At 56.9% G+C, this 20,660-nt stretch carries 20 protein-coding genes and 1 pseudogene; 11 read left to right on the forward strand and 10 right to left on the reverse strand.

All coding sequences use genetic code 11. The features are described from left to right. Positions 1-7: 7 nt before the first annotated feature. The 4 genes from ACQUQR_RS17550 to ACQUQR_RS17565 form a co-directional block, all read right to left on the reverse strand. Complete coding sequence (locus tag ACQUQR_RS17550) at positions 8-442, reverse strand: MaoC/PaaZ C-terminal domain-containing protein (RefSeq protein WP_435197673.1); 435 nt, start codon at positions 440-442, stop codon at positions 8-10. Beyond that, complete coding sequence (locus tag ACQUQR_RS17555) at positions 439-948, reverse strand: FAS1-like dehydratase domain-containing protein (protein WP_435197674.1); 510 nt, start codon at positions 946-948, stop codon at positions 439-441. The genes ACQUQR_RS17550 and ACQUQR_RS17555 overlap by 4 nt, the downstream gene beginning before the upstream one ends. A gap of 6 nt (positions 949-954) precedes the next feature. Beyond that, a complete protein-coding gene (locus tag ACQUQR_RS17560; RefSeq protein ID WP_435197675.1) occupies positions 955-2,298 on the reverse strand; it encodes a phenylacetate--CoA ligase family protein in 1,344 nt (447 codons plus the stop codon). 121 nt (positions 2,299-2,419) lie between these two features. After that, complete coding sequence (locus tag ACQUQR_RS17565; RefSeq protein WP_435197676.1) at positions 2,420-2,845, reverse strand: acyl-CoA thioesterase; 426 nt, start codon at positions 2,843-2,845, stop codon at positions 2,420-2,422. A 200-nt stretch (positions 2,846-3,045) separates the two neighbouring features. On the opposite strand from ACQUQR_RS17565, the gene ACQUQR_RS17570 reads away from it, so the two are divergent. The 10 genes and pseudogenes from ACQUQR_RS17570 (at position 3,046) to ACQUQR_RS17615 (ending at position 12,377) form a co-directional block, all read left to right on the forward strand. Then, positions 3,046-3,693: a helix-turn-helix domain-containing protein gene (locus ACQUQR_RS17570; protein ID WP_435197677.1), complete on the forward strand. Its 648-nt coding sequence runs from the start codon at positions 3,046-3,048 to the stop codon at positions 3,691-3,693. 124 nt (positions 3,694-3,817) lie between these two features. Next, entirely contained in the window at positions 3,818-4,147 is a 330-nt protein-coding gene (locus ACQUQR_RS17575; RefSeq protein ID WP_435197678.1) for a hypothetical protein, read from the forward strand. Then, positions 4,148-5,683 (forward strand): sodium:solute symporter family protein, encoded by a 1,536-nt coding sequence (locus ACQUQR_RS17580; protein ID WP_435197679.1) that lies wholly within the window; start codon positions 4,148-4,150, stop codon positions 5,681-5,683. Between the two features lie 799 nt (positions 5,684-6,482). Next, complete coding sequence (locus ACQUQR_RS17585; protein WP_435197680.1) at positions 6,483-7,163, forward strand: helix-turn-helix domain-containing protein; 681 nt, start codon at positions 6,483-6,485, stop codon at positions 7,161-7,163. 48 nt (positions 7,164-7,211) lie between these two features. After that, on the forward strand, positions 7,212-7,619 hold the full coding sequence (locus ACQUQR_RS17590) for a (R)-mandelonitrile lyase (RefSeq protein ID WP_435197681.1): 408 nt from the start codon (positions 7,212-7,214) through the stop codon (positions 7,617-7,619). A gap of 170 nt (positions 7,620-7,789) precedes the next feature. After that, positions 7,790-8,068 carry a DUF2255 family protein gene (locus ACQUQR_RS17595; protein ID WP_435197692.1) on the forward strand — a complete coding sequence of 93 codons (279 nt, stop codon included), beginning with the start codon at positions 7,790-7,792 and terminating at the stop codon, positions 8,066-8,068. Between the two features lie 172 nt (positions 8,069-8,240). Next, the gene (locus ACQUQR_RS17600; RefSeq protein ID WP_435197682.1) at positions 8,241-9,005 is read left to right on the forward strand and encodes an SDR family oxidoreductase; all 765 of its coding nucleotides are present in this window, start codon (positions 8,241-8,243) and stop codon (positions 9,003-9,005) included. A gap of 56 nt (positions 9,006-9,061) precedes the next feature. After that, positions 9,062-9,913 carry an aldo/keto reductase gene (locus tag ACQUQR_RS17605; protein WP_435197683.1) on the forward strand — a complete coding sequence of 284 codons (852 nt, stop codon included), beginning with the start codon at positions 9,062-9,064 and terminating at the stop codon, positions 9,911-9,913. Between the two features lie 51 nt (positions 9,914-9,964). Beyond that, positions 9,965-10,102, forward strand: a pseudogene (locus ACQUQR_RS17610) (aldo/keto reductase); the annotation flags it as partial. 460 nt (positions 10,103-10,562) lie between these two features. Further along, positions 10,563-12,377: a transposase gene (locus tag ACQUQR_RS17615; protein WP_435197684.1), complete on the forward strand. Its 1,815-nt coding sequence runs from the start codon at positions 10,563-10,565 to the stop codon at positions 12,375-12,377. Between the two features lie 252 nt (positions 12,378-12,629). On the opposite strand, the gene gdhB is transcribed toward ACQUQR_RS17615, so the two are convergent. The 6 genes from gdhB to ACQUQR_RS17645 all read right to left on the reverse strand — a co-directional run bounded on the left by gdhB (position 12,630) and on the right by ACQUQR_RS17645 (position 20,200). Further along, complete coding sequence (gene gdhB, locus ACQUQR_RS17620) at positions 12,630-13,928, reverse strand: glutamate dehydrogenase GdhB (protein WP_435197685.1); 1,299 nt, start codon at positions 13,926-13,928, stop codon at positions 12,630-12,632. Between the two features lie 2 nt (positions 13,929-13,930). After that, positions 13,931-14,650, reverse strand: a complete 720-nt coding sequence (locus tag ACQUQR_RS17625) for a maleate cis-trans isomerase family protein (protein ID WP_435197686.1) — start codon at positions 14,648-14,650, stop codon at positions 13,931-13,933. Beyond that, the gene (locus ACQUQR_RS17630) at positions 14,647-16,308 is read right to left on the reverse strand and encodes a hydantoinase B/oxoprolinase family protein (protein WP_435197687.1); all 1,662 of its coding nucleotides are present in this window, start codon (positions 16,306-16,308) and stop codon (positions 14,647-14,649) included. Before ACQUQR_RS17630 ends, ACQUQR_RS17625 begins: the two co-directional genes overlap by 4 nt. After that, positions 16,305-18,308 carry a hydantoinase/oxoprolinase family protein gene (locus tag ACQUQR_RS17635; protein WP_435197688.1) on the reverse strand — a complete coding sequence of 668 codons (2,004 nt, stop codon included), beginning with the start codon at positions 18,306-18,308 and terminating at the stop codon, positions 16,305-16,307. Before ACQUQR_RS17635 ends, ACQUQR_RS17630 begins: the two co-directional genes overlap by 4 nt. Beyond that, positions 18,309-19,517, reverse strand: coding sequence for an Nramp family divalent metal transporter (locus tag ACQUQR_RS17640; protein ID WP_435197689.1), 1,209 nt, complete (start codon positions 19,515-19,517; stop codon positions 18,309-18,311). Positions 19,518-19,651: 134 nt separating this feature from the next. Continuing rightward, a complete protein-coding gene (locus tag ACQUQR_RS17645; RefSeq protein ID WP_435197690.1) occupies positions 19,652-20,200 on the reverse strand; it encodes a ribbon-helix-helix protein, CopG family in 549 nt (182 codons plus the stop codon). Between the two features lie 109 nt (positions 20,201-20,309). Between ACQUQR_RS17645 and ACQUQR_RS17650 the strand changes: the two genes are divergently transcribed. After that, complete coding sequence (locus tag ACQUQR_RS17650; RefSeq protein ID WP_435197691.1) at positions 20,310-20,513, forward strand: hypothetical protein; 204 nt, start codon at positions 20,310-20,312, stop codon at positions 20,511-20,513. Positions 20,514-20,660 lie beyond the last annotated feature (147 nt).

The raw sequence follows: 20,660 nt of genomic DNA on the forward strand, positions 1-20,660 counted from the left end.
CACGATATTACAGACTCGACTCTCCGAAAGTGACTGTAGCGGTTCCCGTTGCAAGCTCGGTACCGTCGTCGGTCTCTGCAGTAAGCGCGAGTTCGATAGTGGTAGCGTCGGGGGTTTCCTGTACTTCCTCTACGACCCCGAACGCATGGATCGTCTCTCCCGGAAGGACTTTTTCGGTGAATCGGATGTCGAACGTAGAGACTCCTTCGATGCCGAACCACTGCGTGACGACGCGTGACACGATACCCGCGACGAACATTCCTTGACCGAACACGCCGTCGTAACCCGCGTTCCGGACGTACTCATCATTGTAATGAAGCGGGTTGAAGTCCCCGCTCGCACCCGCGTATCTGACGAAGGTTGCACGGCTGATGTCTTCGACGGTTATCCTTGCCCCCTCATCACCAACTTCAACTGCGTCTTCTAGCGAATCGAAACTCATCGTCCTCCCTCGTCTTCGTCAGTTGTTGGAACTTCAATGACGGTCATTCGTTCCGTCGCGACGGTCTCACCATCTTCATCCCGGTATTTTATTTCCTGGACTGCAAACGTCAACACCCCTTCGCCGGAGGATTCCCGTTGATACACGTCTACGAGCGTGGCACTTGCGGAAAGGGTGTCCCCGACATAGATCGGCCGTTCGAATCTGAACGAATGCTCACCGTGTACCTCGCGTCGTTTGTCGAATCCCAGGTCAAAAACGGGATCGTGGTCTGGACCCTCGCGCCGGTAGCGTGGGAAAACCGACGTCCGGAGGAACGTAATGGGGGCCGGAATCGACTGTAGGCCCGCTGATTGCGCAGCATCTTGCTCGTAGTGTACTGGGTCTTCGCACCCAAGCGCGTGAGCGAACTCAGTGACTTTGCCAGCTTCGATTCGCATTTCGTCCACGATATCTTCCGATCTTCCGATCATCGATTTCAGTTCGTCGATCGGACGGTTTGGCATAGTGCGTTAGCACTCCTCATTGTCCGCAACTTCGACGAGATCAGTTTTGTACTGGGACGGTTCGATTTCACTCGACGAGACGAGAGTAGGATCGATCCGTACACTGAGTCTGTTTCTGACGGTAGAGGTGAGTTCCTCGATGATTTCGTCATCGTTGCGAGAGGTGGTTTCGTCTCTGACAATTCGGACGGGAAGTGGTGACGTGAATTGGATTTTCCCCTCGTGGGGAAGGACGATTTTCATCCGGGATGTAACGCCCTCGACCTCGACAACTACTTCGCGAATCGCCTCGGGATAGACGTTCTTAGCCTTGTAGATTAGCATATCATCGGATCGTCCGACCACGCGAAGGCGTGGCGTGGCTAGACCGCAGGTACAGTCCATCCCAAGAACTCGCACATAGTCACCGGAACGGAAGCGCAACAGCGGCGTTGCTTCTCGAAGAAGTGGTGTGTATACGAGTTCGCCTTCTGCCCCGGTTTCAAGAGATTTCTGCTCTCCAGTCTCTGGATCGATCAGCTCGGGATGAGCTCGTTCATGCGCCACGAAGTGTGCTCCTTGCTCTGCCTGGCACTCCGCCGCGACCGCTCCGGAAATATCACCGAGACCCATCACGTCACGGACACCGTTGACACCCCACTGAGTGCGAATCTTCTCACGAACTTCGGGGTTTCCGAGACCTGGCTCGCCGCCACCGATGAGAAGACGAATACCAAGTTCGTCGAGACCGTGGTCGAGAATATCTGGAGCGCGTTCGATAAGGTACTCGAGGTGGGATGGCGTCGAGTGGAGAACATCCGGCGAAAGGTCTTGGAGGACGGCGAGAAGCTGCTCGCTACTCCCGCCACCTGCAGGGACCACGTTTGCCCCGAGCTTTGCGAAACCGTTGATGTAGGGAAGGCCGCCAGGAACGATCGGTCGGCCGATAGCGTGGACTACGGTGTCATCAGCCCGGACACCCATTGTCTTGGCAGCTCTCGCGACTAACGTTTCCCACCCGTCCCGGTCTTGCTTGGTCAGTCCGAAATAGGTCGGCTTCCCGGTCGTTCCCGATGATGAGAGCGTGAGATTGAGATCGGTAGTATCGACGGCTTGGTGATCGCCGAGTGGCCTGTTGGAAGTCGTCTTACCCTGGCATCGACGCTCGTCGTCTTTCGTCGTAAACGGGATCTGTGAAAGATCGTCGAGAGTCTGGATATCACCCGGGTCTACCTCCCACTCGTCGAACTTCCGGCTATAGTAGTTCGATTCCTCAGCAAGGTACATGACCTGATCTTGCAACAGCCGTTCGTGGGTTTCTAGAATCGCATCCCACGACTGCACTTTCAATCCGTTGTCTCTACTTGTCATGGTAGACGTATCCAACGAGTGCGCCGAAGAATATTATAAAAGAATAGTGAGCAAGCGCCGGTGTCATTAAACCAGCCACTTTCTGGGAGATGTGACTCTAAGGGCTACGCGCGGAAACTGACTATCGTTCGTTTCCGTCCGTTGATTCGTTCCGAGAGCCTCCAAGCACTCGTCGAACGTCCTCAGGAAGAGGGACGGTTTCGTCGCCACCGACAGGTAAACAGACTCGCTGTTCGAATGCAGTAAAGGCCGTCGTACCGTCCGCATGTCTCGCTTCAATCTCGAATCGAAGGCTCGTCTCTCCCACAGTCGGAGTGACTGTAAGCGTGAGCGTATCGCCGGCAACAACCGGATTTTCGAACTCGATACCGGCTTCTATGATCGGCAAACCTAACTTCTGTTCGTCAATTAGCTCCCGAAACGGATAGCCGAGTGACTCCATGAAGCGTTCGGTAGTCCGTCGGACTTCGCTCATCAACCGGGGATAGAAGCCGATCTGAAACATATCAACATCCCCGAACCTGATCGTCCACTCTCGAGTGTACATACTAAACCAATGTACCGAGATGAATGGTAAGTAGGTGTCGTACCCTAGCGGAAGGTGCCATATTATCCATACAATCTATCAAATGAAACTCTCTTAACAATTGCTGAATGATAACCGTTCGTACAGATGCTAACTGAGACTAACCACGGTTAGTGAACCGAATGGTTTTGGTGGCCAGATGACCTATGTTATACGATATCATGTATGAGGTGACGTTCAGATTGGCAGAAGGCGGTCAGTACACGGAGACGACTCATCGGCGGAACGTATCTTTTGAGGTCTGGTGCAACAACCACTGCGATTTACTCCGTGTACGTGGAGACGATCGCGACCTAATTCGCGAAGAGATTGAAGAAATCGTCGGCATCCAACAAGCGTTGGAAACAACAGATGAACTCCTAATCATCACAGGGGAATGCCTGATAGAAATCACGGACGATAGTGTCATAGAACACTTAAACCGCCATAACTGTCTCTTGTTACCTCCCCTTCGATACCGCGATGGTGCAAAATTCTCTCGCGTCGTGACACTCGATTCGAAGAGTCTTACCGATCTCTTTCAGGCACTTAGCGACGACTATCGCGTCGAGATTATCAATAAAAAGGAAGTCCAGGATTTCAATCACAGTTCCCCGCTAATAACCCGTAACGAAATACTACCAAACCTATCGTCACGTCAGCAGGAAGTATTTCTCGAGGCCCGTGACCTCGGCTACTATAAAATCCCTCGAGACACCACGACCGACGAGATCGCGGAACAGTTCGGAATCGACCGGCGAACAGTCGAAGAGCATCTCCGACGAGCTGAGAACAAAATCGCAAATAGTGTTGCCGAATATTACATTTAGGAGCGGATACGGGTGCGAGAAGGTGAACACGATCGAGCTACCGTAAGAAACGTAGCTTATAAACTCACTTCCACATGCCAACACTACTTACTCCAAGCGAGGCGGTAACGTGGCACTGTGAATCATGGCTTGGAACGAAGACTGGCTTCAGGAAGAACGAACTGACGCCTCGGACCTGCCGGAGTACTCGATTTTGCCCAAAAATCGGTACGGTTGGCAATTATTCGCGTATTTCACCGCGATACCGGTCGTCTTCTACGTAGCTATAGCGACTCTTGGGAGGGAAGCGATTTTGATCGGGAACATACCGATTTTGGTAGTGTTGACGCTGCTAATCGCCGGTGCGTACATCCTGGGTCTACTTCACATTCGCTTTCGGGAAAAAGCCGCGTCGGAAGGAGAACGACGAACACCAACTGAATCCGACAGTCAGAAGCCTGAGGAGGCCGCATAGATGTTCAACACACCGCTACAGATCGTCCCGCCGGAGACCGTGGATATCATTCGAGAGAATTTCCCGATTATCCTTGTCACTGTCGGACTTTACGTGGTTGGATTCCTTCTCACCTCTCACTTTGCGAGAAAGAAATCCACCGGTGATCTCGTGGATTTCTCGGTCGCTTCACGCACGTTAGGGTGGGTAGTGGTCACGTTTACGCTGGTTGCATCGGTTTCTAGTGGTGTGGGCATGGCGGGATTCCCAGGCACGATACATACCGTTGGCGCGGGGTTCATCACTTCTGTGATACTTGGGTTCTGTCTGGCGTCGATATTAATTTGGTACTTGGGCCGACGGATCTGGATCCTCGGTAACGAGTACGGTTTCAGTACTCCCGGTGAACTGCTTGGAGAGTACTACCAGAGTGACACCATTCGGGTCTACACGGTGTTTATCAGTGTAGTTTTCAGCGTGGCATACATCGTCGCGCAGTTCACAGCAGGCGGTATTCTGATCTTCGTCCTTTCCGGAGGGCTACTCTCCGTCGAAATCGGGATACTATTGATTACGGGAATCGTATCACTCCACGTCATATTCACGGGTGTGCGAGGCATCGCCTGGTTCGATACGTTCAACGGAGCCGTCCAAATAATCGCGTTTATGGCCTTCTCCGCGGGAATTATTCTTCATGCTGGTGGGATCCAAGAATTGTTCATAGGAATAAGCGAGACCAACCCAGACCTACTTACTATCCCAGGACCAGTCGGAGCATTCCCACCGACGAACGTCTACGGAACGGGAATCGGATTACTCGTCGGCCTCTCGTTGATGGCTCCGGCGGCGTGGTTCCGATTTTACGGATCGAACAAAAAGGAGAATTTCGCCAGTATAGCAGTCGGATTGCTCGTTTTGTTCCTCATTATCGACATGAGCCTCCTTTTGATGGGGCTGTATGGGAAAATCATCTTCCCAGATATCGCAAACCCAGACTTCGTTTCGTCATTCCTTGCGTTCGAGATACTTCCTATCCCGATTGCCGTTCTGTTCCTCGTCGGCATCCTTGCCGCGATCGTCTCTACGAGCGATTCCTACATGCATGCGTTTTCCGTTACATTCGGGAAGGATTTCGTCCACGCTATCTTAGTAGAAGACATGGATGACGACAAGGAACTAAACCTCAATTATGTGCTGATACTCGGACTCGCCGTCATCGCCACGAGCGCCGCACTATTCTACGAGGGATTGATCGTTCCTCTGGCTGTATTCGCTGCTGGCTTCACCGTGCAACTTCTCCCGCTCACGTTCGGTGCGGTAGCATGGCCTCGCGCGTCCAACGAGGCGGCGATTCTCGCACCTCTCGTGGGGATCCCCCTAATCTTCGTTTTGGAGCTAGGAGTCGTCGCGAACCCCCTCGCACCGATGGGAATCCGAGGTGTCTTCCTCGCGCTCATTGTCAACGTCGCAATCTTCGTCGCCGTTAGCTATCTCACAAAGCCGGTTCCGGTCAAGAAAATCGAACAGTTCCACGGCTTGCTCCACGAGCGACTGTAACTGGTCGGTCTAAGTCAGAGCCGAGAGACTGTCCTTTTCCGGGCTAACTCGTACTGTTGCGCCTTGACGACACCATCATTAATATCAAATCTTTGGACATTATCTGAAGTCAGATAGGTTGAGTCGTTATGCAGACCCATCGCGAGATCTGGACTCTCCATATAAATTTCGGCTACAGCCATAAATGACAAAACAACCTGCCTGACTTCAGAAGCAGAGGCATCAACGAAGGAGCTACGCTAAACAAGTACAGTGTTTATCCTTTAATGAAACTGGTGTTGCGAAGATGGGGAATAATGCACAGGTTCAGCGGGGACTATTCATCTGTCTGAGGGTTCTCTCGCAGCCCCACTCACAGGTGAACCCTTGGTTTCTCTCAGAACGCAAAGAAGAATTCAGTCGTTACTGTCATCGCAGATGATCTCTCGGAGCTCGTCGCCGAGGGCATCGTGGTTCTCCTTGAGTACCTCCAGGTCTTCCTCAATCTGTTCAACCTTGTTACGGACGTGGGAACTGGCGTGATAATGAAATTTCTCAGATACGCCGACTTCACTACGTAGAATCCCCTTTTTGGGATCAATGAGGATAACTGAAACAGCCGCTAACTAGAGTGAACGATGGAGCGAAACCGGTCGAACATCTCTGATTCTTGGCAGAAGAGCCGTGACCGACTCAGTGGATGAACGTACCGCAAAGAGAGTTGATTACCCGTCATGATGTGGGACTGTCTCATTTGTGACAGCGTCACCCACCTGCGGCGTCCGGATGCTTAACCGTGCGCAATGCGTGATTCCACACAATGACGATCACAACCGAATTCCGACTTCAGTCATCCGCCCTCCCACTCGTCAGTATCCCGGCGACACTCCCGCCCGACGAGATCGTGTGCTCTCACGCCCTCTGTATTGAACCAGACGCTCGGGTGTTCATCGTTGAGATCGACGCCGAGGATGACGTCTCCGAAGCACAACTCGCAGCATTCGACGAAGTCGTAACGGTGATCCCGCTTGGTAAACGGGGTGACACAACCGTCTACAAGCTCACCGTCGAACTCGATGACTCGATCTCTCCGGCCTTTGACCCTGAACGCTTCGATGCGGTGAAGATGAAATCGACGACGATCACGCCCGAGGGCTGGCACGAAACGAAGGAATTTCCGGACTACGAGACGTTTCACGACTTCCACACCACGTTTCAGAACCACGGCATCTCGCTCGACCTCATCTCCATCACATCCGACCAATCCTCGTCCAACGACGCCACAGCCGATGATAGACTCACCGACCGCCAACGCGAGGCTCTGACGCTCGCCGTCTCTCGTGGCTACTACGAGAGCCCGCGCCAAGTGACGGCTGCGGAACTCGCCGAGGAGTTAGACATCTCACAACCATCCCTGTCGAGTCTCCTCCGGCGCGGCGAGCGCCAGCTCCTCACCTCCTCACTTGACACACAGGAACACTTAAGCACCATTTCCAGATAGCATCGAAACCAAGTCACACGACACCTAACTGAAGCGTGGGTACAATCCATGGATATCACCAGCGGCTGTTCGCAACCCTCCACCGAAGGACCCGACGAGTACTTCACAGGGAACGCCCGGATCGACCCCCTGTTCGACCCGCAAGATGAGGCTCGCGCAGCGGCGGCGAGCGTCACGTTCGAACCAGATGCTCGCACTGCGTGGCATACCCATCCGCTCGGACAGCGGCTGATAGTGACGAGCGGTTGTGGCCTCGTGCAACGTGACGGCGGCGAAATCGAGCAGATTCGAACGGGCGACGTAGTCTGGTTTCCACCCGGCGAGAAACACTGGCATGGCGCGACGCCAGACAACGCGATGACGCACATCGCCATCCAGGAGGAGCAGGATGGGGAGGTCGTCACCTGGCTAGACCACGTCACCGACGAGGAATACGACCCGGAGTCAGAGAGCTAATCCAACGACATTACAGCTGGGCTGTCACCCGAGTGTGATCCACCAATTTTGAGGAGCGATCACCCATGGCTGAATGGCCAGAAGCCGAACTGAGCGAGATTGCTGAACCCGATGACCGGTACATCGCACCCTTCCGAGAGGACGGTGAGACGTACGGCACTCCAACGTGAATCTGGTCCGTCCGGGTCGACGACGTCCTCTATGTGCGTGCCTACAACGGCCAGGATTCCAGTTGGTATCAGGGCGCAGCCCGAGAAAACGCGGGGCGAATCGAGGCCGCCGGTATGACGAAGGAGATCACATTCGAGCCAGTCGATGGACCGATTCTCGACCGCATCGATGTGGCCTACTGCGAGAAGTACGAGGGGAGCCAATACCTCGAATCGATGGTCAGCGAGCACGCCCGCTCTGCCACCGTCAAGATACTGCCACGCGAAACCAGCGACTGATCGTCGAGCACACCTAAGCCACCGTTGAGGCGCTATAAATCGGCTTCGTGGAATCGGAGATCGAGTACCTGTCGGACCCGACGAACCAGCGCTGCGTTCGGTAAGACCGGTACTTAAACACCCTTTCCAGTTAGCATCAAATCCAATCCTTTCACCTCCCTCGTTTCGGTTGATGGCAGCAGATTTCGGTTCTGAACTGGATGGACAGGTTGCGATCGTCACGGGTGCATCATCCGGGATTGGTGAAGCAACGGCCAAGTCTCTGGCGTCGCGCGGTGCCAGTGTCGTACTTGCTGCTCGACGTCAAGATGAACTCGACGATCTCGCGGCTCAGATTGAGGACGAAGACGGCGAGGTACTCGTCGCTCCGACCGATATTACCGATGACGAGGCAATCGACAACCTCGTTGAAACGACGACCGACGAATATGGTCGCATCGACATCCTCGTGAACAACGCGGGGTATATGCCACTGACGCATATCGCGGATGCAGACCGCGAGACGCTCCACGATACCATCGATGTCAATCTCGATGGGCTCATCACGCTCACTCACGCCGTCGTTCCCGAGATGCTGGCCCAGGGCAATGGGCACATCGTGAATCTGTCTTCGGTTGTCGGACGATTCCCGATGGAGAACAGTTCGCATTACATGGCGGCGAAAGCCGGAGTCGCTGGATTCGGTGAGGCACTTCGGCGCGACGTTGCCGCTGAGGGTATCCGCGTCGCAACAATTGAGCCGGGCGCTGTCGATACTGAACTCTTGGAAGGCATTCCCGATGAAGAACTCAAGTCGAACGTAGAGGAATTCAATCAATCGATGCGGCAACTCCGGCCTGACGATATTGCCCGGTCGATCACGTTCGTCGTGACCCAGCCGGAGCATGTGGACATTAACGAGGTTCTAGTCCGACCGACGGACCAGGTGCAGCCGTAGGCGTACAGACACGCGAACTACGTAGAATACTGAATACAACACCCGAACGCTAAACCATGAAGACAGTCCAACTCAACAACGGCGTGGAGATGCCGATTCTCGGATTCGGCACGTACCAGATCGACGACTTCGACGTGTGTGAACAGAGCGTCTCGGAGGCGCTCGACACCGGGTATCGGCTGATAGATACCGCCGCAGCCTACGAGAACGAGGAAGCCGTCGGCGACGCCATCGAGAAGAGCGATGTACCGAGAGAAGATGTGTTCGTCACAACGAAGCTCTGGATACAGGATGCTGGCTATGAGAGCACGAAGGACGCGTTCGAACGGTCACTGGAGCGTCTGGGGCTTGACTACCTGGACCTGTATCTGATCCACCAGCCATTCGGCGACGTACATAGTTCGTGGCGGGCGATGGAGGACTTGTACGACGAAGGCAAAATAAGAGCGATCGGGGTCAGCAACTTCTATCCTGACCGCTTGATGGATCTAATCGTCCACAACGATGTCGTCCCTGCGGTCAATCAGATCGAGACCCACCCCTTCTACCAGCGAACCGCAGACGCTGACTTCCTGGACGAGTACGATATCCAGCACGAATCCTGGGGACCGTTTGCTGAAGGGCAGAACGACATCTTCGAGCATGATGTCCTGACTTCCATCGGTGACCAATACGGGAAAACCGCCGCGCAGGTGACTCTTCGATGGCTGATTCAGCGAGAAATCGTGGCGATTCCGAAATCTGTTCACGAGGAACGGATCGCCGAGAACTTCGACGTCTTCGACTTCGAATTGAGTTCCGAAGATATGGGTGCCATCTCGGAGCTGAACGAAGGAGAAACGTTCTTCATAGATCATCATGATCCAGAGACTGTAAAACAGCAGAGCGAAACAGAATTCGATACCTGAACTCTCGGCCCCGTCTCTTCCCTCGTACCAACGATTTTTCGGTATGCGTTCGACGCGTTCATCGTTGGAACGGCGAGCGTCGAACATCTGGAGGATGCAGTCGAAGCGCTTGACTTCGACCTGCTTGACTCTGATATGGAGTATCTTGAGGAGCCCTACGAACTACTGCCGGTCGCCGGGCACGAGTAGCTGTCTGTCGATTTTGAGAATATACTAACATTCATTGGGCTACTGCTAATCGATACGTACTCTACCTGAACTGCACACTGGGACTGTGATTATCGCGTGACTGATACGCGCCCTGTATGCAGGCAGGCTCGGTGATACATCTATTGGAACTGGCAGTTTCTCCAACAATCAGTTCCCAGACCTACGTATCGATTTAGCCGTTTATGGTTTCAGGAAGAACCCTGAGTAAAGAACCCTCTCTTGCAACTTCTGTCACTCTGGAGGTTTATATACGAATCTGTGTAATTTTTGAGTAGTGACAGTACGCGCGGGACAGGCCCCGACGGGGTCACGGTGGAAGCGCCTCGGTCCGGCGAGGCGTCTCGACAGGGCAGGCTACGAATCCACACCCAAAGACTACGACGTAGAAGGCCTCTTTGGCACGAATACCGGCGACCTCGTGGAAGCGCGATCCTTCGATATGACGTTCCGGGAGATGGTCGATGGCGTCCTCAAGACCTACCCGCGTGAACAACAGGTCCGACACGACCGCTCGGTCACGCTCGAAAACCTCGTCGCCGAAATCCCCGCCTGCTACCTCCGTTTCTACGATTCCTACGACCACGAACAAGGCCAACCGAAGCCTTGGGAAGCCGTCTTCCGCGCTCACGTCCTACGGTGCGTGAAAGGCTGGAAGAACGAGAAAGCACTCTGGCGCTATCTCAAACAGAAGCCGTTCCTCTGCACCCAGCTGGGCTTCGACGGTATCCCCGACCAGTCCACCCTCTGGCGGGCGTGGGAGTACCGACTCTCCGAGGTACAGGACGCGGTACGAGACGCCGCCGAGGTCGTCGTGGATATCGCCCGCTACCACGACATCCCCGCGCCCGAGCCCGAGTTCCTGCCCGACCAGCCGACCAAGACGGTGACGAACTCGAAGAGCAAGGACACACTCGCTCGCGAAAAGGCCCGCGAGGTCTGGAAGGGCGTGAAGCCTATCGTCGAGGACTGCTTCCACCTCGACCGCGCTGGCAACGCTTCGATCCCGGAAGGCGCGTTTTGGGAACAGCAGGCCTACCTCGGGATGCGGTCGGATATGCACCCGCACGACGGTGCCGGAAACTTCGCTGAGGAATCGACCCGGCGGAAGACGCCGTCGGGCGACTCCCACCGGTTACAGACGAAGACGCTCGGCGTTGAGCGCATCCGAACGATGCTCCAGAATACTGGTCGGACACTCGTTGCGCGGGCGAAGTCGAAGGACAAGATGGGACGCAAGCAGATGGCGGCTATCGACTTCACGAAGGGCAACCCGTGGAGTGGCCACGTTGAACGCGATAGCAGCGGACAGAATCAGGAGCCGTGGATTCTCGGGTATAAGGGCGACGACGGGCCGTTCTTCCAGTGGGCAGTCATCAAACTCGTCGGCCATGACGTCCCGCTGATCCTTGATGCCGTCCCGGTTGTTCGTGGGCGGAAGCGGGCGGACATCGTGGACGATCTCCTCGACGGCGCGACCGACATCGTCCCCGGACTCGATTTGGTGATGATGGACCGTGAGTTCGCGCTTGACGGCGTGAAAGACGCCTGCGAGAAACACGACGTCCACTACCTCAACCCCGGTGTCGTGCGGTCCAGTAGCGACCACGAGCACCAGATCGCCAAGCTCGCCAGCGAGGACAAAGACTTCGACGTAGTGGAGCAAGAGCGACTGGACGACGGGCCGACTCGGAAGGCGGTCTACCTCCCAAAACGCGAGTGGGAACGCGAAGAGGAAGACGACGATGGGACGGACGTGACAATTCGACAGGAACTCATCGAGGACTTCGAGGACGTCGGCGACGCCACGCCGCTCTCGGAGGACCGCGACGGCGACTCGCCGCTGAGCAACCTCCTCAACGAAGTCGCCGACGAGGAGGAGATTGAGGAGCCGGCGCGTGTCGAAGCGCCGACGGTGCCCTTCGAGACGAATCTTCTATGGGTGGACGTCGAGCCCGCCGACGAGTGGGAGATGAAACACCAGATCGGGCGGCTGATGGCCCGGTACAAGCAGCGCTGGGGCATCGAGAACGGCTTCAAGAAGCTGAAGACGTTCCTCGCGGAGACGCAGTCGCCCGACCACCGGTTCCGGTACTTTAACTTCGCGTTCGCCTGCGTGCTGTACAACTGCTGGCGACTCGTGAACATCCTCGTACAGCTGGAGATGGACGGGGAGGTCGGGGACAAGCCGGCGATCACGGCGAACTCGTTCCTGACGTTTGCCAAGAAGAGCTACGGCATCAACCCACCCGACTAACCCTTTCGCTTCCCTGGGATTGCTCGGTCGTGAGCAGCGGCACTGTCCTGAACGCCGATTCCTCCACCGGTTTATGAAAATATTCGGATAAGTTTCCCAGAAGCCCGTTCCCAGCGAGCCTCGGACACTTCTTTCAGTACACATAAGAGTGAAACCTGTGCATTATGGAGGTATCTTCGCAACATCACATGAAATTAATAGGAGAAAGACAAAATGAGCGTCTCGTTTGTGCTAATTCGGTGAAAGCCGGCACTACGGCCAGAGTCCGCGCGTCTCTTTTGCGTCGCCGATTCGCGAGAGTGCAAGGGCGTAGGCGGCGTCACGCCATGTCATGTCCTGCTCATCGACGATTTGGCGGACGGACGACCACGCGTTTATCATCTCGTCTTCCAGTTCCTCATGAACGCGGTCAAGCGACCACTGACGACGATTAATATCTTGGAGCCACTCGAAGTACGACACAGTCACTCCGCCTGCATTTGCGAGAATATCTGGAATCACCGGGACATCGCGTTCCTCGAGGACGGTATCGGCGGCAAACGTGGTGGGTCCGTTGGCTCCTTCGACGATCAGGTCCGCACGCACGCTATCTACGTTGTCGGCGGTGAGGACGTTTCCGACGGCTGCCGGAATCACCACGTCGACGTCGAGTTCAAGCAACTGTGCATTCGAGAGCGTTTCTGGTGCGTCGTAGCCTGAAACCATTCCCGGTCGCTCATTGTGACCCTCGACATCGCGTGTATCAAGCCCTTCTGGATCATGAATCGCGCCGTCGACATCAGAGACGGCAACCACCGAGGCTCCCCAGTCGTCGAGCAGGCGGGCAGCGTTCGCGCCCACGCTGCCGAACCCCTGGACAGCCACGGTTGTCTCGCCAATTCTCCAACCGTAGTGGTCGATGGCCTCGCGTGTGATGATGGCAACCGACCGACCCGGAGCCTCTTCTCGTCCATAAGAGCCACCGATGACTGGTGGTTTGCCGGTAACAACACTTGGCGTCGTCTCACCCTGCTGCATTGAATACGCGTCCATGAACCACGCCATTGTCTGCGGGCCAGTTCCCATATCCGGTGCTGGCACGTCGTGTTTGGGACCGAGAATATCCCGGAGTTCCTCAGCGAACCGGCGGGTAAGCCGTTCGTGTTCGGACGTCGAAAGGTTCTTTGGATTAACAGTGACGCCGCCTTTCCCGCCACCGAACGGGAGGTCCATTACCGCGCACTTCCACGTCATCCACATCGAGAGGCCGATACACTCGTCGGCGCTCACTTCGGGATGATAGCGAATACCACCTTTGTACGGGCCACGGACATCATCGTGCTGGGCGCGGAATCCAGTAAACACATCGAGGGACCCGTCATCGCGGCGCAACGGAACAGAGACACGTTGTACTCGACTTGGATGTTTTAGCCTTTCAACGACATCCGGATCAATGTCAACCTGAGCGGCTGCTCGTTCCAACTGTCGGCGAGCTGTCGCCAGTGGTGACTCTGAATCAGTTGTGCTCTCAATCGTCTCGGTCTTGGTTTCGGTAGGGTCAGTTGTTGGCATGATCAATCGATAAGGTTGGGTAGTCGACCGGGAATGTTTTCGACCTCAATGTTGACTGTCCGCAGTGCATCCCACGCTGTCGCTGAGTTGCTGGTGACAACCGGTAGTTCGAGATCGGCTTCAAGTGTATTCACTACCGACAGAGATGGATAGTTCGTACACGAGATGAAGATGCCATCAGGTTCGTCAACGTCCGCGAGAAGCGCTTTGACCTGTCGGTAGGCGTCTTCAGGCGTGAGTGAGCCGATATCCGTGTTCGCTTTGATCTCTCGACCGTCAACTGCTACGACCTCACGGTCGCTCTCTTCGAGATAATCGACTTCACGTCGTGTGAGGTCTTTCACGTATGGTGTTGCGAGAGCGATACGTTGACAGCCTAGCGCATCGAGAGCGCGCTCAACCGAGAGTGCAGTTGCCACCGTCGGACAGTCGGCCGTCGCCTCGATCTCCGCTTCCAGCTCGGCGTCAAAGCCGTGCCCATGCAGGAGACTTCCTGTCGTACACCCATAGGCTACGATATCGACATCAGCGTGCCTCAGTAGCTCTGCACACTCGATCGCACGGTCTGCCATCGTATCAAGATCGTCTGCATTGACTTTTTCCAGCGGCATTCGAGCGGCATGAACGCTCACTCCTGCCGGAGCGGCTGTCGAAAGCTCCGACTCAGCAGTCGTGTTCGAGGAGGGGACAATAAGTCCAATCCGAGCGCGCCAGCCATTCATGACTGGTCCTCCGTGCCCGTCTTGCCGTCCACACGGTCGCGCTCTTCGAGTGCCCCGTCGCGCTCGTCGGGATCGCCATGACCGCCGCCGCCTGGCGTGCGGACGGTCACCGTCGTTCCGGCTTCGACCTCGCGAGTCGTCTTTGCTGGCACCGGCTCGTCGTCAATGAGGTTCTCGCCGGTCGCGCCGTCCTCACCACCGGCGATGCCACGCGGCGCGGTTCGGCGGCGTTCGGTGAGCAAGGAGACGGTCGCATCGGTGCCGAGCGTCACGGACCGCTCGATGCCCAATCCACCACGATACCGCCCGCTCCCACCGCTGCCCGGCCGTAGTGCATAGCGCTCGACGGAGAGTGGATAGGCCGCTTCGAGCGCTTCCACAGGAGTGTTTAGCGTGTTCGTCATTCCTACCTGTACGCCGTCCATTCCATCTTTGCTTGGACGTGCGCCGAAGCCACCGCCGATGGTCTCGTAGTAGGAGAACTCTTCGGGCGAGTCCTCATCATCCGTTCGGCCGCCGATGGTGAGATTGTTCATCGTCCCCTGACCGCCCGCTGGCACCACCTCGGGCGCAGCTTTGGCGAGCGCGGCGAAGGTGACGTCGGTCACGCGCTGGCTCGTCTCGACGTTGCCACCGACGACGGCGGCTGGCGACTCGGGGTTCAACAGTGATCCCGACGGGACATGAACCGAGATCGGTTCATAGCACCCTTGGTTCGGCGGTATCTCTGGGTCCGTCACGCACCGGACAACGAAATATACCGCGCTTTTGGCCACCGCCAACGGCGCGTTCAGGTTGCCCGCGACCTGCTCTGCAGTGCCAGCGAAATCAACGCTCGCTTCCCCACCATCGAGTTCGACGGTCACCGCGATGGGTATCTCTGCGTCGGTCACACCGTCGCCTTCGAGTACATCGTTTGCCTCCCACGTCCCATCGGGGAGTTCAGCGAGTTCGGTTTCGACCCGTTTGCGCGAGTAATCGATAACCGCATCGAACGCCGCGAGGAGTTCGTCCCGACCGTGTTCGTTGAGCAGCGCTCGAAGCCGTTCGCCGCCGCGTTCGTTGGCCGCGATCTGGGCGCGCAAGTCCGCCCAGCGCTCGCGGGAATTTCGAACGTTCGCGAGGATCAGTTTCCGGACGTTCGCGTTTATTTCACCGTTGTCGACGAGGCGTGTCGGTGGGAGACGAAGTCCCTCCTGTTGGATTTCACGCGCCCCGGCCGGCATGCTGCCAGGCGTCATTCCACCCACGTCCGCGTGATGCGCACGTGAGACCGCATAGCCGACGATTTCCCCACTGCCTTCAGCACTCTCGGTCTCGTCGAGGGTAATCGGTGAGACCATCGTGATGTCGGGAAGGTGTGTGCCACCGGCGAAGGGGTCGTTGAGCACGAACACATCGCCCGACTGGGGATCGTGGTCGAGAACGGCATCGACTGCCTCGGGCATCGCGCCGAGATGCACGGGAATATGCTCGGCCTGTGCGATGAGCCGTCCATCTGCGTCGAACAGCGCTGTCGAGCAGTCCCGGCGCTCTTTGATATTCGGCGAGTATGCGCTCGTGATGAGCACCTCGCCCATCTCCTCGGCGACGCCTTCGAGTTGATTGCGGATAATTTCGAGTGTTACCGCGTCGAGGTCTGATTCATTATTACTCATGTCTCATCACCCCTTTCGAGGACGAGCGTTCCATCGGTTCCGACCGTTCCGCCCCATGACGGTGGTACAACGACGGTACTTTCGTTCTGTTCGAGAATCGCCGGTCCAGTCAGTTCATAATCGGCTGGGAGCGCTTCACGATCATAGACCGGAATTTCGTGTCGCTCATCACCGAAACCGGCTGTTCGGCGTTCTTTCTGTGGAGTCCCCATACCAGCGTAAGCGGGGGTCGTTGGTTCACGCTCTATGGTTGCAGTCGTCCGTAGCGTGACGAGTTCGACCGCATCGTCCATCCGATAGCCATAGGCGGTGTCGTGGGCCGCTTGGAAGCGCTCTTCGAGCGCCGCTGGGTCTATTGGTTCGCCCGCGGGCACCGTGAGTTCGAAGCTCTGGCCAGCGTATCGACAGTCCGCCGCCCGCTCAACGCGAACAGTTCCTGCATCGGACGCGTCCGCTCTAACACTTGCAGCGAGGTCGTCGTAGGCATCCTCAACGGCGTTGATGTCGAGATTGTCAAGCGATGTTCGATAGGTGCGGACAGCGTCGTGTTTCTCGTCGGCCGCCAACAGTCCATATGCTGATAGCACGCCGCAGGCGCGTGGAACGACGACCCGTTCGATGTCAAGCGCGTCAGCAAGCGCGGTCGCGTGCATCGGTCCTGCGCCACCAAAGGCCACGAGCCCGAACTGCCGAGGGTCATGGCCGCGCTCGACGGTGATCGACCGAATCGCGCGCGTCATCGTTGCGTTCGCCACGTGATAGACCCCGCGTGCGGCCTCCGTTGCGTCGTCGAGACCCGCTTCGGCCGCGAGATCGGTGAGCGCTTCGTGGGCGGCCTTCTCGTCAAGGTCGAGCTCGCCACCCAGCGCGGAGCTCCCACCGATGTAGCCAAGCACGACGTTTGCATCGGTCACTGTCGGCGTGGTTCCGCCGCGGCCGTAGCAGGCAGGGCCGGGATTCGCGCCCGCGCTTTCGGGACCGACGCGCAGCGCACCGCCCGAATCGACCCATGCAATCGAGCCGCCGCCGGCACCCACTGTAGTGATATCAACCATCGGCACGCCAATCGGTCGGCCCCCAATGGTCGCGTCGGTCGTACGTTCGACTTTGCCGTCGCGAACGAGGCTCACGTCAGAGGAGGTCCCGCCCATGTCGAAGGTGATGAAACCCTCCAACCCGCTCGTTTGCTCGGCAGCGGTCGCGTCGGCTCCAACGACGCCCGCTGCCGGTCCCGATAGGACAGTCGTGACCGCGTTTTCGCGCACGGTCGTCGGGTCGGCGATGCCACCGTTAGACTGCATCACTCTCGGCGCGGGTATCCTGTAGTCCTCGGCGCGCGCTTCGAGCTGGCGGATGTAACTGTCGATCGCCGGCATGACGTACGCATCCGCGACCGTCGTCGCGGTACGTTCGTATTCACGGAATTCGGCCAGTACCTCGTGGGAGACCGAAACGTGAGCGTCGCACTCCTCACGGAGGATAGCCGCGACGCGGCGCTCGTTGTCGGGGTGAGCATAAGCATGCAGCAGACAGACCGCGATGCTCTCGACGTCGTCAAGCTCGTCGGCGAGGGTTCGCACTGCCTCGTCGTCGATCGGCGTTTCGATACCATCGACGGTCGCGCGCTCTGGGAGTTCATGGCGTCGCCGCCGGGGAACCAGCGGGGTCGGCTTTTCAGCATCGAGGTCGTACAGGGCGGGGCGGTCCTGACGGCCGATTTCGAGCACGTCGCCGAATCCCTCAGTCGTGACGAGCGCGGTCTTCGCGCCCGATTCTTCGAGGAGCGCGTTGACCGAGACAGTCATCCCGTGGGTGAACGAGTCGATGTCCGCGGGGTCGATGCCAGCCTCGGCGCAGGCCTTCTCGATGCCGTCGATGACGCCGACGCTCTGGTCGTCGGTGCTTGGCACCTTTGCGGTCGTGAGGTCGTCGTCACTGAGCAACACCACGTCAGTGAACGTGCCACCGACATCAACACCGAGGCGTATCTCGTCGCTCATTTAGAGCACCCCCGTTACGGTGAGTAGTGTACGGACGCCGAGCCAAACGGCGATCGTCGTGATGAGACCGCCGAGGACGTTCGACACCGTTCCGTTGGTGTAGTCGCCGAGTAGTGTATCGGAGTTCATTGCGATGATGAGGAAGAGCGCGATGACTGGAAGGAGGATGCCGTTGACGACCTGTGCGAACACAATGATCTCGACGGGACTGCCGCCGAGGAGAACCGACGAGACCCCCACGAGGAGAATGACACCCCACACCGCCTGAAACCGAGACGAGGAAAGATCAGTATCCCAACCGAGCGCGCCTGTGGTGGCGTATGCACCTGCCAGCGGAGCGGTCGTTGCGCTCGTAAATCCTGCAGCGAACAGTCCAATACTGAAAAATAGCGTCGCATACGGGCCGGCGATCGGACGGAGCTGCTCGGCCATTTGCCCGACATCTGAGATCTCGGTACCGGTCGGGAACGCAGCTGCCGCCGTCACGAGCACGGCGATAGTGATGAGTCCGCCGATAAGGATCGATATCACGGTATCGGTCCGACAGTCGGACAGTTCTGCTGGACCGCTCCAGCGCTCTTGGACGTTGCTCGCGTGCAAAAAGAGGTTGTAGCCGACGACTGTCGTGCCGATAAGTCCCGTAATGAGAAAGACCGATCCCTCGGGAACCTTCGGGACGAACCCGACCGCGAGCGCACCGAGGTCCGGGCCGATGAGTGCTGCCGATACGAGAAAGGAAATCGCCATGATACCGACCAGCCCGACGAGTGCGCGCTCGATGAGCTTGTATTTCCCCGTATAGAGGAGCGCCCCGGCCACAACCCCCATTGTGATCCCCCAGATCGTCGAACTCACGCCGGTGATGGTTTCCAAACCGGCCGCCCCGCCGAGGATGTTCCCGGCTTCATACGCGGCCGTTCCGGCCCCGATGGCGGCAACGACGAGAACGATTGATCCCCATTTGATGAGCGGGCTGTCGAACTGATCACGCAACGCTTCGCCAAGCCCCTCACGAGAAACGAGTCCAAGGCGAGCACTCATTTCCTGGAGGATGATCGTTGCGAGTATTGAAAAGCCGAGTGTCCAGACTAGCGTATAGCCAAAGCGTGCGCCCGTTACGCTCGCAGTCGTTACAGTTCCGGGTCCGATGAACGCTGCCGCAACCATTGCTCCCGGACCGATCGTCCGCAGTCGGTGTATGAGTCCCATTGCCAATCTACCTCACGATAGTTCCACATACACAATCGAATGAAAAGGGTTGTTATGAGCAGTGTGCATGCAGTATGCAGCCATATGAACTGGCCGGCTGAGACCGATAAGAAACAGGCTCACTGCATTGCCGTTCACTCTTGGTGTTCGGTGAACAGCACTTTCGAAACACCTTCGTTGACATCGATGTCGAAATCGAGAGACGCGATGCTCCGTTCGATAAACCGAAGCATGAACCACTTCATCGATTCTGTCGGAAAGACAACGTGGTAGGTGTCCTCTTCGGTCTTGCGAACCGTGAGAAAGCCACAGAACGACAGCCAATCGAGAAGCTCACTGAGTTCGGTAAAGCGCTTGTCATACTCGCTTGTATGATACTCTGCAACACGATCAGCACACTCCAGAAAATCGGGATCAGGATCACCCGTCTCACCTTCGATGTGTTCGAGAAAGCAGTGCAGAAAGTCGACATCGAGAAGGACGTGTTCACCACCAGTAAGCATTTGATGGTATTCTTCTAAGTTGGCACTTGCATTGGCTGTCGCCGCTTCGAAATTAGCGGCATAGAACGTGAGTGCTTGTCGGACGAGCTCGCTTTGCCCGTTCTCGGTGCGACTAGTGAGCGTTTCAAGGGCGGCACTTGCATCGCTATCTAACGAGACCGTAACGCGGTCGCCAGCCATGGTGCTCCGAATATCTGTACGAACTTCACTCTTTCGCGGAATAATGAGTCGTATCTGACACTCTTGTTCGACGGCTCCGGCACTTGCTCCCACGCACCACCGCTCGGACGTGTGGGGAAAATTCGGGGCGGACACACGCGAGATCATCGAGGCTGCGGGCATCGGACTACGCACCACCGCCGTCGAGAACGACGTCATCGCCGAAGCACTCATCCCGACCGCTCCACCCGAAGACGAGGCCGATGAAGAGGACGAGGATGAAAAAGAGTACTGGACAATGGAATATTCGCTGGGACATAATACTGTTGAGTGAGTTTACTCACTCTCCCTGAGGACGAACGGTCCGATGGTGAGTGTACGTTTTGAAAGGGTGATTATACGAACGCTCTTCGGAAGCAGATTGTTGGTCGGGTAGAGCTGGCGCTGTGAAAGCGTAGCGGGCAAGGGTGACGCGACAGCG

Origin of the sequence: Natronomonas sp. EA1 (genome assembly GCF_051195035.1) — an archaeon.
Lineage (GTDB): Archaea > Halobacteriota > Halobacteria > Halobacteriales > Haloarculaceae > JBNTJV01.

Coding starts and splice junctions, on each gene's coding strand:
- ACQUQR_RS17615 (WP_435197684.1), top strand. CDS start 10,563: ATGACGTTCCGGGAGATGGTCGATGGCGTCCTCAAGACCTACCCGCGT.
- ACQUQR_RS17600 (WP_435197682.1), top strand. CDS start 8,241: ATGGCAGCAGATTTCGGTTCTGAACTGGATGGACAGGTTGCGATCGTC.
- ACQUQR_RS17580 (WP_435197679.1), top strand. CDS start 4,148: ATGTTCAACACACCGCTACAGATCGTCCCGCCGGAGACCGTGGATATC.
- ACQUQR_RS17645 (WP_435197690.1), bottom strand. CDS start 20,200: ATGGCTGGCGACCGCGTTACGGTCTCGTTAGATAGCGATGCAAGTGCC.
- ACQUQR_RS17550 (WP_435197673.1), bottom strand. CDS start 442: ATGAGTTTCGATTCGCTAGAAGACGCAGTTGAAGTTGGTGATGAGGGG.
- ACQUQR_RS17585 (WP_435197680.1), top strand. CDS start 6,483: ATGACGATCACAACCGAATTCCGACTTCAGTCATCCGCCCTCCCACTC.
- ACQUQR_RS17590 (WP_435197681.1), top strand. CDS start 7,212: ATGGATATCACCAGCGGCTGTTCGCAACCCTCCACCGAAGGACCCGAC.
- ACQUQR_RS17555 (WP_435197674.1), bottom strand. CDS start 948: ATGCCAAACCGTCCGATCGACGAACTGAAATCGATGATCGGAAGATCG.
- ACQUQR_RS17560 (WP_435197675.1), bottom strand. CDS start 2,298: ATGACAAGTAGAGACAACGGATTGAAAGTGCAGTCGTGGGATGCGATT.
- ACQUQR_RS17570 (WP_435197677.1), top strand. CDS start 3,046: ATGTATGAGGTGACGTTCAGATTGGCAGAAGGCGGTCAGTACACGGAG.
- ACQUQR_RS17640 (WP_435197689.1), bottom strand. CDS start 19,517: ATGGGACTCATACACCGACTGCGGACGATCGGTCCGGGAGCAATGGTT.
- ACQUQR_RS17625 (WP_435197686.1), bottom strand. CDS start 14,650: ATGAATGGCTGGCGCGCTCGGATTGGACTTATTGTCCCCTCCTCGAAC.
- ACQUQR_RS17630 (WP_435197687.1), bottom strand. CDS start 16,308: ATGAGTAATAATGAATCAGACCTCGACGCGGTAACACTCGAAATTATC.
- gdhB (WP_435197685.1), bottom strand. CDS start 13,928: ATGCCAACAACTGACCCTACCGAAACCAAGACCGAGACGATTGAGAGC.
- ACQUQR_RS17575 (WP_435197678.1), top strand. CDS start 3,818: ATGGCTTGGAACGAAGACTGGCTTCAGGAAGAACGAACTGACGCCTCG.
- ACQUQR_RS17635 (WP_435197688.1), bottom strand. CDS start 18,308: ATGAGCGACGAGATACGCCTCGGTGTTGATGTCGGTGGCACGTTCACT.
- ACQUQR_RS17605 (WP_435197683.1), top strand. CDS start 9,062: ATGAAGACAGTCCAACTCAACAACGGCGTGGAGATGCCGATTCTCGGA.
- ACQUQR_RS17565 (WP_435197676.1), bottom strand. CDS start 2,845: ATGTACACTCGAGAGTGGACGATCAGGTTCGGGGATGTTGATATGTTT.